Source organism: Stenotrophomonas sp. TWI377, assembly GCF_039674525.1.
GTDB lineage: Bacteria > Pseudomonadota > Gammaproteobacteria > Xanthomonadales > Xanthomonadaceae > Stenotrophomonas.
In genome coordinates this window covers 214,938-232,390 of sequence record NZ_JBDJNT010000001.1, presented here as the reverse complement: position 1 = coordinate 232,390, position 17,453 = coordinate 214,938, and the positions used below count along the sequence as shown (strand labels likewise).

Sequence of the window (17,453 nt, the reverse complement as noted above, 5' to 3'; positions counted from 1 at the left end):
TCGACACCACTGGGCCGCGACGTTTACCAAGGCGTCCGCACACTGACCTTCCTCAACCCAATAGAGGCTCAGCAAATGCCCGTGCCCAACTATCCCCGGCCGCCGTTCAAGGCGCAGCAGCAGTCGTTTCCCGGCAAGACCGACAAGCTCGATCCTCGGCCAGACCACGGTGAGGAAAGCTACGTTGGTCACGGCATGCTGAAAGGCAAGAAAGCGCTGATTACCGGCGGCGACAGCGGTATTGGTGCGGCAGTAGCCATTGCCTACGCCCGGGAAGGCGCCGATGTGGCGATCGCGTTCCTTGAGGGCGAGGAGAAGGATGCCGCCAGCATTGGGGTCCTCATAGAAGAGGCGGGCCAGAAGGCCGTCCTGTGCCCCTGCGACATCAGCGACGACGCCCAGGCTGAAGCGCTCATCGAGCAGGTCACTCGCGAACTTGGGGGCCTGGACATTCTGGTCAACAACGCCGCGTATCAGCGCTACTACGAATCCTTTGATGACATCACGTTGGACGACTGGCGAAAGACGTTCGATACCAATGTGCATGCCGTCTTCAACCTGACCCGTTTGTGCGTGCCGCACCTGCAGGACGGCGGCTCGGTCATCAATACCGCCTCCGTGAACTCCAAGAAGCCCACGCCCAACATCCTGCCTTACTCGGCCACCAAGGGCGCGGTGGCCAACCTCACCATCGGCCTGGCCGGTCTTCTCGCCGAGAAGGGCATCCGTGTCAACGCAGTATTGCCCGGCCCGATCTGGACGCCTTTCATTCCCGCCGGCATGGCCGCAGAGGAAGTTGAGCAGTTCGGCAGCCAGACCCCGTTCGGTCGTCCCGGCCAGCCGGCAGAGCTCGCCTCGGCCTACGTGATGCTCGCTGCCGACAGCGCGAGCTACACCTCCGGCGCACTGCTTACCGTCTCCGGCGGCGCGGTCACCCTGTAAGGCCTGTATCTCCCTCCTCCCCCAAGGATTCCAATGACGTCCCGCAACCAATACGACATGCAGAACCCGCTGACCCAGTTCCCACAGCCGACCTACCCGGCCCAGGTTCAAACCCCGCCCGGCACTGTTCATGAGCTCAAGCCGGCGGCCGACCATGGCGAGAAAAGCTACGTAGGCCTGGGGCGCATGAAGGGTCGCAAGGCGCTGGTGACCGGCGCCGATTCCGGCATCGGCCGCGCGGTGGCCATTGCCTTCGCGCGCGAAGGCGCCGACGTGGCGCTGAACTACCTGCCCGAAGAAGAAGACGACGCTGCCGAAGTGGTGGCGCTGATTGAAGCCGAAGGCCGCAAGGCGATCGCCATCCCGGGTGACCTCCAGGACGAGCAGTTCTGCGGCGACTTGGTGGCGCAGGCGGTCAAGGGCCTGGGCGGGCTGGACGTGGTCGCCAACATCGCCGGCAAACAGTTGGCCGTGGAAAAGATCGAAGACCTCACCTCCGAGCAATTCGACGCCACCTTCCGCACCAACGTGCACGCGCTGTTCTGGGTGTGCAAGGCTGCCCTGCCGCATCTGCCGGCCGGCGCCACCATCATCAACACCGCGTCCATCCAGGCTTATCAGCCCTCGCCCAACCTGCTGGACTACGCTCCCACCAAGGCGGCCATTGTGAACTTTACCAAGGCCCTGGCCCAGCAGGTGGCCCAGCGCGGCGTCCGCGTGAACGCGGTCGCTCCGGGTCCGATCTGGACGCCCTTGCAGCCTGCAGGCGGACAGCCGCCCGAGGCTATCCCGGAGTTCGGCTCGCAGACGCCGCTGAAGCGTGCGGGCCAGCCGGTGGAAATGGCGTCGGCCTACGTCCTGCTGGCCACCCAGGAGTCGAGCTACATCACCGGCGAGGTGATCGGCGCCACCGGCGGCATGCTGCTGCCGTGACCGCTGGCTCCAGCGATGCCGATAGCGTGCCTGCCGAGCGCGACGCGGACGGGTATGCGCCCATCCACTCCTACGCCGCCATTGGCGATGGGCGCTCCAGTGCGCTCATCGCGCCGGATGGCAGCATCGACTGGTGGTGCGCCCCGTGCATGGACGCACCGCCCTTGCTCGACCGCCTGCTCGATGCCCCGGCCGGCGGTCGTTTTGTGCTCCAAGCCCGCGACGTTCAGCAGGTGCAGCGGCGCTACCGCGACAACAGCAACGTGTTGGAAACGCACGTCCGCACCGACACCGGCCTGGCCCGGGTGACCGAGTCGCTCAACAGCGGCCCGGCCGGGCGGCTGCCTTGGTCCGAGCTGGGCCGCCGGCTGGAAGGCTTGGAGGGAGAGGTCACCTTCGATCTGCTCTACCAGCCGGGCACCCGGGCTGGGGCCTGCACGCCCTGGATGAGCGATACCCCAAACGGATGCGTGCATCACGCCGGCCCCGTGATGACGATGCTGCGCTATTCCGAACGCGTGCAGATCGGCAATTGCGATGACCGGGAACTCCGCGGCACCGTGACCCTTCGGACCGGCGACAAGGAGATCATCGCTCTGCTCGCCTCTCAGGACGAAGTGCTCCCAGTTCCGCCTTTAGTGGATATCGATACCCGCATCGACCGCTCCGATCGGGAGTGGCGCCAGTGGGTGGACGACCTGCACTGCGACGCAAGCCGCCGCGCTGAAGTCATCCGATCGGCGCTGGCGCTCAAATTCCTTTGGTTCGCGCCCACCGGGGCCATCGCCGCAGCGGTGAGCGCTTCGTTGCCCGAGCGCATCGGCGGCGACAAGAACTGGGACTACCGCTACGCCTGGGTTCGCGATGCCGCATACGTCATCAAGACCTTCCTGCGCGTGGGTGCCCTGCCCGACGCCAAGGCCGGCTTCAGCTGGCTGATGACCACCATCGGTCGCCACCGTCCCGGGCTTGCGCCGTGCTACACCCTTCGCGGCGAGCGGGTCGAAGAGGAACGCTGTATCGATGTGCCGGGCTACCGCAACAGCCAACCAGTGCGCGTGGGTAATGCGGCCTCTGAGCAGTTGCAGACCTGCGCCTACGGCGACGTATTGGAAATGGCCAGCCGGATGATCGAAGCCGGCCACATCCTCGACCCCACAACTGCCCGGCTCTTGTTCGAACTGGCTGACGAATGCGCCGACAACTGGATGCGCAAGGACAGCGGCTTCTGGGAACTGGGCGACGCGCAGCACTACACGATGTCCAAGGTGGAATGCTGGATGGCGCTCCGCCGAGCCTGCGAACTCGCCGAGGCTGGCCACATCACCACTGCCCGTCTGCCGCGCTGGCAGCGCGAGAAAGAGCGCATCCTGGACTGGATCGACGAGCACTGCTGGGATAAGGCAAAGCAGAGCTACGTGATGCATGCCGGCAGCGACCGGCTGGACGCGAGCCTGATGCTCGCTTCGCGCTTCGGCTTGGGCGAACTGCGCCGGGAGCGTTTCATCGCTACTCGGGAGGCCATTCGGTGCGAACTGTCGGATGAAAGCGGGAATCTGCTGTGGCGCTACAGCGGCATGCAGGACTGCGAAGGCACTTTCATCAGTTGCGCGTTTTGGATGGTGGAAGCCTACGGCCTGCTGGGGGAGGCAGAAGAAGCGGATCGCTTGTTCGGATCGTTGCTGGCCCGCGTCCAGAACGACGTGGGCCTTATGCCAGAGATGTGGGATCCCCAAGCCGATGAAGGGCTGGGCAATACGCCGCAGGGCCTGAGTCACTTAGCCTTGGTGCACGCCGCTTATGCGATAGATGGCGACTAAGGCGGACGTCGGACATCTCGAAATGCGGTCTGAGGGGTCCGAGCCCGTCATCGGCATCCCTATCCCAAGGGGCGGTGCAGCGTTGACGGAACAACGCTGCGTCCCTTCACGACAACCCCGTCACGGGTTTCCGGAGATGCTCTGGTCAGCCCCCCCTGTTCAGGAGCAACGATGCCCACCTCAGCATCTTTTGTCATTCGCTCCTTTGAAGCGAGCTATGCCTCTACTGGCGACGTAGAGCGAATCCTGGCGCTTACCGTCGAATGCAGCCATTGCAGCACGACCACCGCGTCCTCCCGTGGCTCCCTAATAGAGCTTCCGGGCGGCGCGCTTTTCCGCTGCGGCCAGTGTGGCTCGCATCACGCCGTCAGCAACGCGCGGCTCTCGGCTTTTGGGGAGCCTTCCAAGCGTTCGGCGCAGCACCCTTTGGCACCGAGAATACCGTTCAGCCCCGTGCTGCCGGTGTTCCATCGGGCTCTGGTCATCGAAACTCGGTAACAGCCCACGGACGTCTTGGTCTTGACCTCGACGCCCGCCCTCACATTTCTGAGCTGCCCTTGGACGTCGCGTTCTTGTCCCCGTCGGACGGCGCGTCAGGTTCATCTTTCCCTGCGTGAACATGCCCGCCGGTCGGGTCCTCGATCTGGATGACCTTCCCCTTCTGCCACGCATCCGCCCCTGCATCGATGGGGGGCGCGGCGATATCGGCACGACGCTTCCGCTTGTCCTCACTACTGACCCCGAGCCGGGCGTCACGGGCAGCGACCATGGCCGGGTCCGCTTGGCCGTCTGCGGTGAACCCCATCATCAGCTGCGGCATGCCTCGGGGCAGGTCCTTGTCCAGGTCTGTGTGCCATGTGTGCCAGGTCTTGCCATACGTGTGGATGAGCTTCTCCATCAGCGCATGCTCGGCCACCTCGGGAATCCCCGGCGCAATGAGCTGACCCGATTTCACCTCTTGAACATGGCTGTGCCACAGCGCTTTTTCCTGCTCAGGAAGGCCTGCAAACAGCTTCTCACTGATGATGTATTCCACCCCCATCAGCTTGGCGTCTTTCATATTGCCGTCGTAGATCGTGCACTGGATGACATCCTCGTTGAGGATGGAGCAGTAGTGATGGGCTTCCATCTGGACCTTCATCTGGCCGTTGTAGAAATGGAACCCGTCCAGATAGGCGTTGATGGCGTCGACCGGAGGCCGGTCCTGCAGCACGGCCGCCCCGGTCTCTAGCGCTTTGGTCTTCGCGCTTTCTTCGGCCCCGGGCGCTTGGACGCTGGACTCTGTGTTCCCACCGCCGCACGCAGACAGGACAAGCGCGACGGCGGCGCAAACGATGGATCGACGCATAGTGATTCCTCCTGAAAAGCAACGGCAGCTGGTAAGTGGGATCAGTCGTCCTGTGCCCACCGTGCCAAGTTCTGTTGGATTGATTCGATACCTTCCCAAGGATCCTTGCGCCTGCGTTTGAGCTTGGCGGGCACGTCCTTCATGGTGAAGCTATCGGCCCGGGTGAGCTTCGACAGCTCGCTCCACGCGATGGGCATTGCCACGGGCGCGCCGGGCCTGCCTCGCAAGGAATAGGACGCCACGGCGGTAGCCCCTCGGCCGTTGCGCAGGTAGTCGACGAAGATGCGTTTGTTGCGCAGGCTTTTGGTCGACGTCGCCAAGAATCGCTGCGGCTCGGACTGTGCCAAAGCGTCTGCGAATCCATGAGCAAACCGCTTGGTCAAATCCCAATCGCATCCCGGATTCAACGGCACCACCACGTGCAAGCCTTTGCCTCCGGAAACGCGCAGGAAGGACTCCAGCTCCAACTGCTGAAGGAGCTTCCTTATGTCGGTTGCAGCTTTCTTGACCTCGGAGAACGGCACGTCTGGGCCCGGGTCAAGATCGAACACCACACGATCGGCGCGGTCGGGCGAATCGGCGTGGCTGCCCCAAGGGTGGAACTCCAAGGCGTTGAACTGCACAAGCTCCAAGAGACTGGCGGCGTCGTCGACCACCAGGTAGTAGGCATTGATCCCACTGTCTTCCTTGAGCTTCACCGAAGTGACCAACTCCAGACCCGCAGTGTGGTGTTTCTGGAAGAAGCACGGCCGGCCGGTGCCAGCTGGGCAGCGGATGATCGACAGTGGACGGCCAACGATCTCAGGCAGCAGATGGTCCATAACCGCGCTGTAGTAGTCCCACACCTCCTGCTTGGTGGCCTTGATGTCGGGAAAGATCACCTTGGACGGGCTGGAGAGCTTTGGGGGAACCCGCTCTCCTGCACCCGCCCTGCCCTTGCTGTTCGTGGGTTTGACGGCGACACCGCGCTCGGGTTTGGTGACGGCTTGCTTCCCACGTTTGTTCGGCTTGGCAGATGTAGCACCGCCGCCGGTATCGCTGCTCCAATCCGAGTCCTTTAGATCGGCCACGTCTTTGTCGGGCCGCACCGCTTTCAGCGACGCTTGGCGCAGCAATTGTTGCCCGCCAATGCCTCGGTAAAAGACCTCGACGACAAACCGGGGCGCAAACCAGGTGGCGGCCCGCAAGTCCGTCTCTGTCGTTGGGACATGTGCGGTGGGCTTCTTCCCGCCGGCGATGCCGATCAGCGCCGTCAGCTCCCCGATCAGGGTGTCCGAAAACCCCGAGCCGACGCGCCCCACGTAGAGCCACCCATGCTCGGGGTCGGGCTTGGCCAGTAGCAACGATCCGAAACCAGTGCGGCTTCCTTTGGGTGCCGTGTAGCCGACCACAGCAAATTCGTCGCTGGCCAACTGCTTGGTCTTCTTCCAATCCTCACCTCGGCCGCCGTGGTAGCCGCGATCGGCGCGCTTGGAGATGATGCCCTCGAAATGCTGCTCACCCGCCAAACGATAGGCCGCCTCCCCATCGCCGGCGATGTGCGAGCTCATGGCCAAATGGGATGAGGCTCCCTTCAAGACGTCCTCCAACAGCTCCTTTCGTTCCAGCAGCGGCGCATCCGCAATGTCCACGCCATTGATATGCAGAAGGTCAAAGAGCGCATACGACAGCGCACCCTGGCGCTCGCCAGATAGGGTGGCTTGAAGCAGATTAAAGTCTTCCTTCGTCCCGCGCCCCGCGATCAACTCCCCGTCCAAGGCGGCGGATTTCAAACCAAGTGCAGCGACGGCATCACGTATCTCGGGAATCTTGTTGGTCCATTCCAACGCGTTGCGCGACCACAAGCGAACCTCGCCTTGCGCTACCGTGGCCAGGATCCGGTAGCCGTCCCATTTGATCTCGTGAACCCACTGGTCGCCCTTGGGTGGCGAGTCGCCCAGCTTGGCCAACTGGGGTTCGAACGGACCCTGGGGGGCCTCTGCCTTTTTAGCACTGGTCAGCGCCAACGCCCTCTTGGCCCAATCCACGCGTCGAGCGGGTTTTGCGACGGGGATTGCCTTGAGCCGCTTCTTGTCGGGCTTCCCGCTGCCGGCCCGTTTGAGGTCTGCGGCAGGGGGCGCGGCGACATCCCCCAACAGGTCATCGGCCTCGACCTGGCTGGCGTAGGCATCGGCCTCCTTGAAGAGAAGCCACTGCGGTTGGCGCGCCGGCTTGCCGGAGCGGACCAGGTGCCATCCGCCTTTGAGCTTGGATCCGAACAGTTCGAAGCGCAGATGTCCTTTGGCGAGTTGGGCCTCGGGATCCCCTTCGGTGGCCCAGACCCCGTGATCAAACTGGGCGACGTGGCCCCCACCATATTCGCCCTTGGGGATCTCGCCTTCGAAGCTGGCGTAGTCGACGGGATGGTCTTCCACCTCAACAGCCATCCGCTTGACCTTCGGGTCGTAGCTTGGCCCTTTGGGCACGGCCCAGCTCTTCAGCGCGTCACCAAGCTGGAGGCGGAAGTCGTAGTGACGACGGCTGGCATGATGCAACTGAACGACAAAGATGGCCCGCTGCCCGGCGGGTAGTGCCTTGCCGGGTTCGGGCTCTTTGGTCTTGCTAAAGCTGCGCTTGCGGCGATATTCGGTGAGGGACATGCCTCGCGCCCGTCACTTGCCCAGGTGCTCACGAACCGCCGCCGAGGTGGGGCCGACGGCCTTGACCGCTTCCCTTAGCTGGGCAGCCGTAACGCCCAATGTCTTGGTCCAATACTGGACCTCGTAATCTTCATTGACGTTGATTCGGTCGCGATCCGGGGAACCGGTCTTCTTCTTGTCGTCAGTCATGGCATCTACTCCCAGGCAAGTAGACTGTTTCTAGTCCCACCACCGTAGGCCCGCCGTGAACGGGAATCGCGCGCCCCTTCACAGATGAGGCTCAGCTCCGACACATCACCTACGCTGATGACTTAGCGACCTCGGACCTCGAAGCGTTTCTGGCCCTCATCGTCGGCCAGCACATTTGGACTCCACCGGGCTCTGGCTACGGCGGTCTTGGGTACTTATGATGAAAGCAATACTTAGGCCCGGGCTTCCCCCGCTTGCGCCACTAAACGCGAAATCTCTGGCATGCCAAATACTGGGCTGTTCTATCTGTTTGAAGTCAACGTGCAGCCAAGTCGGCCGGGTTCGGATGAGGAACCTATGGTGCTTAACGTTCAGGCTGAATGTCTTTCCTGCCACCGCGTCACCAATGCTACTGCCCCGCCGAGCCTCGTGAACATACCGGGTGGCGGGGCGGTGCTGGAGTGCCCTGCGTGCGGGATCCGCCAGGCGATTTCGGCTGCTCGTTTCATGGAATTTTCGCAAAGATCAGCCGGCGGCCCTGCGTCCTCAGATCCACCGCAGCAGTGATCTAAGCTTCAACTGCTGCCTCGGGCTCGCGAGCCTGGACCAACGCGGATCCCTCGCGGTACTGGGACTTCCGCCCCGCCATTGGACCGGTCACCGCCCACAGGCCGGCCGCATTGCGCAAGATGCCCCATTCGGGACCGCCGAGCAGTTCCCTCGCGCGATGGGGTCGCCGTCCTGCCCTGTGGATAGCGTCCGCGACTGCCTCGACCTCCTCGGCAAACCACCGGCACCCATTTACACAAATCTCCACCGGTTGATCGAAAGGATCTGGGTAGCTGGGTGCAAGTTCTTGCAGGTGCAGGGCAGCCTCCCGCACGGTCAACTCTCGGAACGCAGGCTGGGCAGTCCAGTCACTCAAACGCCTCAATGCGTCGGCCATCATCCTCGGATCCTCCGCTGGCATGAGCCGGCAATCCTCGTTCTAAATGCGTGAAAACGGCGAAAGGACATTGTCAACGGCCCGCACACATCCCTTTTGCCGTAAGCGTCCCCTCGAAAGCGTTCACTTCGGGTTTCCTACGATGCTGAAAGTCACCAATCCTCGACATTCGCGGTCGTAGGTTCTCTTCCACTCAACACGCATGAGTGGACCATGTCGAAACCGTTTTTTAGCAAAATTGCCTGCTCTGCTTCGCGCGCCTCGGGATCGTTGGGCGCCTTCGTAGCGGCCTTGGGTGTGGTTATTGTCTGGGCGAGCAGCGGACCGTTCTTCAGGTTCAACGACACGTGGCAGTTGGTCATCAATACCGGAACGACGATCGTGACCTTCTTGATGGTGTTTCTGATTCAGCACACCCAGAATGCCGACACCGCCGCCATCCACATCAAGCTGGATGAGCTGATCCGAGTGACCAGCAACGCCAACAACGAGTTGCTGAATCTGGAGGAGATGGACCAGGAGCGTCTGGAGGAAATCCGCCTTCGATATGAGCAGTTGGCCAAGACTGCGGCCCATCTCAAGGCGAAGAAAGACCTGTGCATGCCGTGCGCGCAAGAAGACGTTGCGGGCGTGTAGCAGGCCTTCACAGATTTGCGCACCAACCTAACGAGAGGGCGCTTAGCTTCAGCGCTCCACCCACCACCAACCCGGAGAACCATCATGGCGATCAAGACCGCTGAAGACCTGTTCATTCACGAACTGTCGGACATTTACAGCGCGGAGAAGCAGCTGACCAAGGCGCTGCCGCGCCTCGCGCGCGCCGCCTCCAATCCGGACCTGGCCGCCGCCTTCGAAACCCACCTGGAAGAGACCCAAGGTCAGATCGAACGCATCGACCAGGTTGTCGAGCTGCTGGGCATCCGCCTCAAACGCATCAAGTGCGCCGCCATGGAGGGGTTGGTTGAGGAGGGTAAGGAAGCCATCGACAGTATCGAGGAAGGCCCGGTGCGGGATGCCGCCCTTATTGGCGGTGCCCAGAAGGTCGAGCACTACGAAATCGCTTCCTACGGCACCATTGCGGCCCTCGCCAAGCAGTTGGGTTACAAGGACGCGCTCCCGCTCCTGCTGGAAACATTGGAAGAAGAAAAGGCAACCGACGAGAAGCTGACGATCCTGGCCAAGTCGGGTGGCAACGCCAAGGCCGCGAAGGCCGCTTGAGGCGCATGGTTATGAGCCGAGACGAGAAAGATCTCCCTGTGCCCGGGGAGAAGGCCCGTAGCGAAACACCGGCTGAGGAACATCACCGGAAGACCCGGACGGACAGGAACCACGAAGAGGCCTTGGAGGAGACGTTCCCCGCGAGTGACCCGATTTCGCCGTTCGTTCCTGCCAAGCCGCCTGCTGCGGATGAAGGCGCCGCCAACCGTGCCACCGAGAACGCTGGCTACGACCAGCGTGGGCATGGAAAGGGCGGTAAGGCGGGAGAGGGAGAGCCCGAAGGCGCGGGCGAGCGCGATGGAAAAACTCAGCCCGACTTTGGGCAAGGCAACACGTTAGGCAAAAAGCCAGGACTTAGTGGCTGAACCGGGGAGCGGCGTAGATCGCCGCTCCTTCACTGCAATTCGCTGGTCGCAAGACTACTGTCGAGACGTTCGTTCAACTGTAGGCCGTGTGGGCATGTGGAAGAGAAGCGGTTTATCGATCGTGCTTCTGGCTTTTCTCCTGGTCTTCTTGGGAGGCCAGATATGGACTGGCTTTTTGACCCACAACGAGGAACTCGCTGAAACGCACCGTGCTGCACTGAGCCTATTTGCATACCTGCATAGCGGCCATTTCGTCAGCGCAACCTTCGAGAACTGGGAAAGCGAGTTCCTTCAGATGGGCATGTATGTCCTGCTGACCGTCAGCCTCCGCCAGAAGGGTTCGGCCGAATCGCGCCCACTGGATGATGCGCAGGAGCAAGAGCGAGTTGAGCCGGGTCCCATGCCTTGGGCCGTTCGGAGAGGGGGGATCTGGAAAATGCTTTACGGTCACTCCTTGGCGATCGCATTCACGGCGTTGTTCCTGCTGAGCTTCTCGCTGCATCTTGCTGGCAGCTGGCGTGCGGAGGTCGATGAGCAGCTCGCGAAGGGATTGCCCGCTCCCACCTGCTGGGAACACCTGTGGAGCAGCAGCTTCTGGTTCGAATCCTTCCAGAACTGGCAGAGTGAGTTCTTGGCCGTGCTTGCCTTGGTTATCCTGACCATATTCCTTCGTCAGAAGGACTCACCGCAGTCCAAACCGCTGGCGGCGCCTCACAGCCAAACGGGCGATTGAGGGGCAAGAGCAGCTATGAATACACCCAGCCCAGCGCTCCTGATCATCGACATGTTTACGTTGTTCGACTTCCCAGAAGCCGGCCAGGTGAAGCCGAAGGCGCTGGAAGCCGCTCGGCACATCGCGACGCTCGCCCAGCGCTTCCGGGCGCTCGGCCATCCGGTCATCTACGCCAACGACAACTTCGCCAACTGGCAGATGGATTTCAAGGAGTTGGTGAGGCTGTGCTTGGCCACCGAGGGTGAGTCATCGGCGATCGCGAAGATTCTGGAACCGGAACACGGTGACTATTTCGTGCTCAAACCCAAGCACTCCGCCTTTCTCGCCACCCCACTGGCCGTGCTGCTTGCCAAGCTTGGCGTAAGGGAGCTCCTCGTTGCAGGAATGACGGCGGAGTCGTGTATCACGGCCACATGTTTCGATGGCAACGCCAGGGAATACGACACGATCGTGGTGCAGGAAGCGGTTGCCGGCATCGGCTCTCGAAAGACCACGGCACTCCGATTGCTTGAAGAGTCCAAGGCAGCAACCGTTCTTAAGCTTGCGAGCTACCTGCGCCGCCTTGGGACTTAGGATGACTCATTCCCGCCGAATGCATGCGGTTTGAACGAAGGGCATCGAAAGATTGAATAGCGATCGCGGGCGTGCGCGCCCTCCACTGAAGGCAGGCGCGGCTGCTCTTTTGCGTTATGGCCCCAAACAATGACGATGGCCCGACATCGAGCCGGGCCATCCTGGTATTCAGGTCAGGGCGATTGGCAGCTGCTTATTCCTCTTCGTCCTGGCTGCCCTGCTGGCCGGAGCGCTCCCGCTTCTGATCCTGATCCTGTTGTTGCTGCTGCTGACTCTGGTTTTCCCGCTCCTGCTGACCCTTTTGGTCCTGCTGGTTCTGCTGACCCTGCTGATTCTGGTTGCCCATGTCAGTTCTCCATTGACAGCATCGGCATTGATGCTGACGATGAGGCTATCGGAGCTTGGGTTATGCGTCCGTTGAAACCTACCCAAGTCCTCGAACGAAATCGCCACGTAGTTAAACAGTTCATTTGCTCAGCAGTCCGTCCGCGCGAGTAGGCCGCGGGCCCAGCGTCGCATCTATTCCTTCAGGCACCGCTGATCACGCGGGCAGCCAGGCCAGCATTTGATGGGGTCGGAAGGCGTGCTGTAGCCATCTCCGTCTCCGGAGAATGGCCACTGCCCTGCACCAGCTTTTCTTGAACTGCGGCAAGCAGACGGCTGACTCGGCGGGCAGCGCCTCCGATACTCGGTTCCAGTCCCAGAACGTAGACAAAGCAACCGTCGAACTTGGCAGAGGCAGACTCAAGCCCTTCCGTGTCGGACATCTCGCGCTTGAGCGCCTTAAGCCAACGCTTAGGCGGCTCAGACTTCACTCCACCACCACCGCAGCTTCGCCGAAGTCCAGCGGCATCACCTCGAGCCTCAGGACCTTCGGAGTCGACAAAATTTGTGATGAGTTGCCCACTGCCGTTCTCCTCCAGAACAATGGACGGAAAGTATGCGCAGCCCGTGCCAAGGCTACGTTAAAATTCGAGGCCAGATGGATGACACCTACCTGAAGGTGCGCGTCCTTCTGCATAGCGCGGGTGAGGCTGAAGTGTCATGCGCTGCAGGTTGCCCCTGAGCAGGAAACGGAGCCAATTCAGCTGCGCGTGCTCGCAGGCCCTAACCGCAGGTGCTGAGCGCTTCACAAGATGGAAGCGGCTCAAACGCGAGTATTGGCATCCGCCTGCTTACACGCATCGAAGCGATGGGATCAACCTCAACGTGCTACAGAACCTGCTTCATTTCGCGCCCCTTATAACCGCAGCCATGACGTGCGTGACAGCGTTGATATGGGTCGTTTATCTGGGTTTTTTCCTTTGCAGTTACCGACGCCAGCAGCGACCGTCCATCCTGATCACCTCGGGCGCGGGCAAGGACCTGGATGCGCACTGCTTCGTGACCAATCTCGGATTGGAACCGGTGTACTTGCTCGATGTGGTCATCGACCTGATTGAGCCAAGTGGCAAAGTCGTACGAGCAGTCATTCCCGAACGCACCGAGCGGTGGAGTCAAGCTGTTCCCGGGGACGAAGATGATGTCCGCCGTGCAACCAATGTCGGAGCGCTCAGCAGCGGCGGCGAACGAGACCTGGGGCGATTCCGGACCTTGATCGAACGCGCCAGCACTGAGAACCCCGACATCGCCGCGGAGGTTGCCTTCACAAGCCTGGAAGTGACCGTGGTGACGGTCACCGCGAGCCAAGCAGAGCTGTGCGGGGCGTCACGTTGCTATCGCATTCAGCATCGCGAGGGTGGCCAGGCTCGCCTGAGAGCAAGAACTATCAAGGCCCGACAGTTGCAGGGGTACTTTGCACGCCGCAGCCTGACTCGCCTGTTGACCGCCCAGTTGAAGTCCTTGGATACAGCGTAGTCAGCATTGCAGCCACTGACGCACTTACGCCGATTCGAACGACGCTGCTAAGCACTGTGCGCGTTGATTTGCAACGGTCCATCGCTATCCTGGCTTGGCTGGGCGTCGATCACCCCTTGCGCCATTCGGGCAGACGACCAGGCGCTGCGCCTTGGGCTTGGCCCCGCCTTTCCTGTCCTGCCTTGCCCATCATCGTCACCAGTTCCAACGCATGCCCACCTTGCTGTTCCAGGATGTCTCATCGCCGTTGAAGCTCCAGGTGTAATCGACGTCCGCGAACAGGTAGCCGGTATCACTTACCTTCCACGTACCTCCCAGGCCGACCTCGCCCCAGCTGTCGCCGAGGTCGGCCGTAAAAGGCACATACCCCGTCGCGCTGGAGAACTCTGTCCGGGGCGATCCGCTGAACTCGTGCCACGCGTTCAGGCGAAGCCACGCATCGCTGGCCCGGGCGCCGCCGTTGCGGCCCTGGCCACTGCCGATGCGGTTGAGCCGGATGCCCAACCTGCCCACCGTGGAATCTCCGTCGCTGTAGCGTACGCGCGCGATGTCATCGACCAGGTCGTCGACGTCCACGCGCTGCCAGATCACCTGCGCCTGGGGTTAGATTCTCCAACCGGTCAGATCTTCCGCGGTGTCACCCGAACCCAAGGCGAAGGGCCACCCGCCCTCCAGCGAAAGAACCGTGCCATTGCCGTTGGTGAAGGTGTCGGGCAACCGTGTCGATCGCGCGCGCAGGTCATATGACGTGTATTGGGCCACGGCATCCAGGTAGCCGCCGCGGGCGTTGAACCCGATCCAGTAGGCGCCGATCGTGCGGGCATCGAACTCGTCGCTGCCGGCGTGGAAGTCATGATCCAGGATGTTGTGGCGAACGTCTCCCTTGCCCTTACCGTAGGCCAGGTAGCCACCTGCGTGCTGACGGTTGCCCTCCGAGTCGATGGAGCGGTAGAAGTCCAAGCCGATCTGAAGCGCTTGGAATCGGTAATCGAAGCCCGGGCCACGGTTTCCGTAGATTCCCTGGTTCCCGCCTTCCCGCTCGCCGTCATGGGCCAGCACTCTCACCCATGCGCCATTCAAGCCGGTCCGGTCTTCGTCCAGATCGGTGCGCTGCCTGAGCAGGTGTTGGTCGCCGACGCGCTCGTGCAGGGTGTCCACCAGCGCCCGGCCATACAGCGCGGACATGACCGGCAAGGCGGCGGCAAGCGACACCTCCTGCCGATATGCAGGCGTCGGTGGCACCGGTGGCACAGGGGGTGTCGGCGGCGGAACGGGCGGAGGGTTTGGCGGTGCCGGGCATGGCGGGACCGGAGCACCGGGGGCGGCGCAGTCGATCGTCGACCGCAGGAACCAGCTGTTCTGGTTGTCGGCGGAGCCGACGCCACTGGCACCTCCGCGGTAAAGGAAATACTCATACGGCCCGGCCACGACCGGGGCCGAAAGTGCGAACGTGTCAGCGGCTGTGGTCGCGTTGACCGCCTGGACCAACAAAATGCCATCAGCGGCGGTAAGCGCGCCTCCCCCGCCGGTGCTTCGCACCTGGATGGTGCCCGGCCCCGTCCCTGTGCCATCGAGGATGACCAGGCGATCAGAGGGCGAGTCATCGGCAGCAAGCCAAGCGTTCATCGCCAGCGTCCCATCGCCGGCATAGCGGTTCACGGTAAGCGTCTTGTGGCTGCTGGCCAATGTGGGTGGGCCGACAGGGGGAGCGAAATCGATCACGCTGGGGTCGTTGACCAGGTCGGTCAGCACCGACGAGCCGGTGAGGAACCACGTGCTGTCGATGAGCGTGACTGAGGACGTGCTGCCAAGGGCAGTCTGAGCGGAGCCTGTCAGCGTGGAGCGGACGATGGTCAGGGTGCCATCGGCCGCCGCGGAGCCGCCGACAGCGGGGGCCACGTCCAGCCATTGCCCACTGCCACCGACGTGGGTATCGCTTAGATCAACCAACGCCCCAGTCCCGTCTATGGTCACCGTGCCGCCTTGGGCATTGCCCAGGCTCCCGCGGGCGAACCGGACTGAGGCATCTGCTCCCGTGAGCAACAGGGCAGGCACGGCAGCACCAGAAGCCGCAGAGTTCACCACCACGTTGGTCGCGTCCAAGGTTGCTGCATCGCTGACCTGGATTACCGGGGCGCCCGCCCCACCACCGCTGGCAGCCCCTCCACCCGACAGCACTGCGCTCGTGCCGCTGCCGTTCGCCGAGAGAGCCGTGCCGGGACCGGAGACGGCGATGGTGCCCGCATGGTTGAAGACAGCAGCATTGGTGACGGAGATGCCGGTACCCGCTGCGCCGCCGGCTGTGACGGTCAACGAGGAACCCGCGGCGCCAGTGAACGTGCTTGCATCCAACTGGATGGCCGTCGCCGCGTTTTGTCCGACGCCTACACGAAGCGTGCTCCCGGACTGAAGTTCGAAGGTGCTTGCGGCGATGCCGTTCAAGCCGAGATCACCGCCCGTGATGCCCGGAGTGCCCGGGCCAAACACCACGGCTCCAGAGTCGTTCCGAATGCCGACAGACCCTGCTCCGGTCGCGGTGATAGCGCTGGTTCCATCAATGGTCAGGCTGGTGCCGTCATGCATCAGGGCACCGAAGCTGTTCGCGCCTGCTGAAACCGTCGTGTTCGTAAGGCGCCCGACAGCTCCCGTGGCCATGAAGAGGCCCCAGCTTCCGGTGCCGACGTTGAACTGGCTGTCGGTGGCGGTGAGGCGGGCCGGTGCGAGTGCGCCATTGCCCCACCACCCGACGCTGTCATTGCCGAGCGTGATCGAGCTGCGGAGGACATTTGATCGGGAGCCTGCTATGGCGCCTGTGTAGGACCCGGCGAAGTAGTTGTAGATGCCGAGCGAGTAGTTTCCTGCGGTAATCGTGCTGTCGGTCAGGTTCAACTCGGCCTCGCCCCCGACCAACGCTCCACGGGTCCGGCCGGTGCCAGCGATTCCATCGCCCAACGTGACGGTCATGTTCGACGCATTGATCTGGCCCAGAGCACTTTGACCCGGCAGACCGCCCCCAGGTCCGGAGTTCGTGATCTGGAACGCGGTGGCCAACGTGGTGGGCAGATTGACCACCGTGCCGTTGGCGTTGACCACACCGCCTCCGAACGCCGTCAGCGCTGCGAGGGTCATGGTCGGCGAGTAGGTGTTGGCGGGATTGAGGCCCACTACCGTCCCCGCCCCCAGGTTGAGCACGCCCCCCGTGGTCGCGATGGCGTTGGCCAGGGATTGGGGTGCCATGTAGATCGTGGTGTTGGTGAACGTGCCGGTTGCGACCGCATAGGCGCCATCCGGCCCACTGAACACGGTGATGGGGCTGAAGAAGCCCGCGCCGCCGGTCGGTATCTCGGCCACGATGTTGTAACCGTTGAATGTGGCCGTGGTGCCATACCCCACCCGGACCACGTCCCAGGTCGTCCCGGGGATCGTTGCATCGGGTAACGCGTGCGTGGCGCCGTCGCACAGTGATACCACGCGAGGGTTGGTCTGGATGCCTTGGCACCCGGCCCCCTCCGACGGTGCGGTCAGCAGCGACGTTCCCGACAGCGTGGGCAAGGGTTCCAACCCATGATCCGGAGGCGGGGCCGCAAAGGTTGCGTAGCTCATGAAGCAGGCGGATGCCAACGCGGTCAGCCGCAACACCTCTCGAGAGCGCCCCCGGACATCCCCCGTCCCCTTTGCCATACCCATCGGCGTAGATGACATGTCGAGCTCCACTTGGGAGCATCGAGTCTATTTTTGCCTGCTGCCACGCGCATCCGCACAACTGCCGGTTACTCGTCAGTATGTTTACTGATTTCCACGGTGCCAACCGGCTGCTGCACGCCATTCAGAGACTAAACGCGACCGCCCTACCGCTGATAAAGAACCCTCACCTGCGGCGACCGCATGTC

12 protein-coding genes and 1 pseudogene are annotated in these 17,453 nt (G+C 62.6%); 8 read left to right on the top strand and 5 right to left on the bottom strand.

The window, feature by feature from the left end; genetic code table 11:
• Positions 1 to 75 precede the first annotated feature (75 nt).
• From ABE546_RS00950 to ABE546_RS00940, 3 genes are read left to right on the top strand one after another with little or no spacing between them, the layout of a single operon-like run.
• Positions 76 to 942, top strand: coding sequence for an SDR family oxidoreductase (locus ABE546_RS00950; protein ID WP_282261701.1), 867 nt, complete (start codon positions 76 to 78; stop codon positions 940 to 942).
• A 33-nt stretch (positions 943 to 975) separates the two neighbouring features.
• On the top strand, positions 976 to 1,875 hold the full coding sequence (locus ABE546_RS00945; protein ID WP_313218349.1) for an SDR family oxidoreductase: 900 nt from the start codon (positions 976 to 978) through the stop codon (positions 1,873 to 1,875).
• Positions 1,872 to 3,695: a glycoside hydrolase family 15 protein gene (locus ABE546_RS00940; protein WP_346462330.1), complete on the top strand. Its 1,824-nt coding sequence runs from the start codon at positions 1,872 to 1,874 to the stop codon at positions 3,693 to 3,695. The genes ABE546_RS00945 and ABE546_RS00940 overlap by 4 nt, the downstream gene beginning before the upstream one ends.
• A gap of 538 nt (positions 3,696 to 4,233) precedes the next feature.
• Here the strand turns inward: ABE546_RS00940 and ABE546_RS00935 are convergent.
• Genes ABE546_RS00935 through ABE546_RS00925 form a run of 3 tightly spaced genes read right to left on the bottom strand, consistent with a single transcriptional unit; the run spans position 4,234 to position 7,871 of the window.
• Positions 4,234 to 5,043: an OBAP family protein gene (locus ABE546_RS00935; RefSeq protein ID WP_346462328.1), complete on the bottom strand. Its 810-nt coding sequence runs from the start codon at positions 5,041 to 5,043 to the stop codon at positions 4,234 to 4,236.
• Between the two features lie 41 nt (positions 5,044 to 5,084).
• Positions 5,085 to 7,682, bottom strand: coding sequence for a DNA ligase D (ligD, locus tag ABE546_RS00930; protein WP_282261707.1), 2,598 nt, complete (start codon positions 7,680 to 7,682; stop codon positions 5,085 to 5,087).
• A 12-nt stretch (positions 7,683 to 7,694) separates the two neighbouring features.
• Complete coding sequence (locus tag ABE546_RS00925; RefSeq protein WP_282261709.1) at positions 7,695 to 7,871, bottom strand: DUF3606 domain-containing protein; 177 nt, start codon at positions 7,869 to 7,871, stop codon at positions 7,695 to 7,697.
• Positions 7,872 to 9,030: 1,159 nt separating this feature from the next.
• On the opposite strand from ABE546_RS00925, the gene ABE546_RS00920 reads away from it, so the two are divergent.
• The 4 genes from ABE546_RS00920 to ABE546_RS00905 all read left to right on the top strand — a co-directional run bounded on the left by ABE546_RS00920 (position 9,031) and on the right by ABE546_RS00905 (position 11,706).
• On the top strand, positions 9,031 to 9,453 hold the full coding sequence (locus ABE546_RS00920) for a low affinity iron permease family protein (RefSeq protein ID WP_282261711.1): 423 nt from the start codon (positions 9,031 to 9,033) through the stop codon (positions 9,451 to 9,453).
• Positions 9,454 to 9,537: 84 nt separating this feature from the next.
• Positions 9,538 to 10,035 carry a ferritin-like domain-containing protein gene (locus ABE546_RS00915; protein WP_346462326.1) on the top strand — a complete coding sequence of 166 codons (498 nt, stop codon included), beginning with the start codon at positions 9,538 to 9,540 and terminating at the stop codon, positions 10,033 to 10,035.
• Between the two features lie 459 nt (positions 10,036 to 10,494).
• Complete coding sequence (locus tag ABE546_RS00910) at positions 10,495 to 11,133, top strand: DUF6766 family protein (RefSeq protein WP_346462324.1); 639 nt, start codon at positions 10,495 to 10,497, stop codon at positions 11,131 to 11,133.
• Positions 11,134 to 11,148: 15 nt separating this feature from the next.
• Positions 11,149 to 11,706, top strand: a complete 558-nt coding sequence (locus tag ABE546_RS00905) for an isochorismatase family cysteine hydrolase (protein WP_282261716.1) — start codon at positions 11,149 to 11,151, stop codon at positions 11,704 to 11,706.
• Between the two features lie 193 nt (positions 11,707 to 11,899).
• Here ABE546_RS00905 and ABE546_RS00900 read toward each other — a convergent pair whose 3' ends face one another.
• Positions 11,900 to 12,052: a hypothetical protein gene (locus ABE546_RS00900; RefSeq protein ID WP_346462322.1), complete on the bottom strand. Its 153-nt coding sequence runs from the start codon at positions 12,050 to 12,052 to the stop codon at positions 11,900 to 11,902.
• 863 nt (positions 12,053 to 12,915) lie between these two features.
• Between ABE546_RS00900 and ABE546_RS00895 the strand changes: the two genes are divergently transcribed.
• Positions 12,916 to 13,563 (top strand): hypothetical protein, encoded by a 648-nt coding sequence (locus ABE546_RS00895; protein ID WP_346462320.1) that lies wholly within the window; start codon positions 12,916 to 12,918, stop codon positions 13,561 to 13,563.
• 195 nt (positions 13,564 to 13,758) lie between these two features.
• Here the strand turns inward: ABE546_RS00895 and ABE546_RS00890 are convergent.
• A pseudogene (locus ABE546_RS00890) lies at positions 13,759 to 16,146 on the bottom strand (autotransporter outer membrane beta-barrel domain-containing protein).
• Positions 16,147 to 17,453: the final 1,307 nt, after the last annotated feature.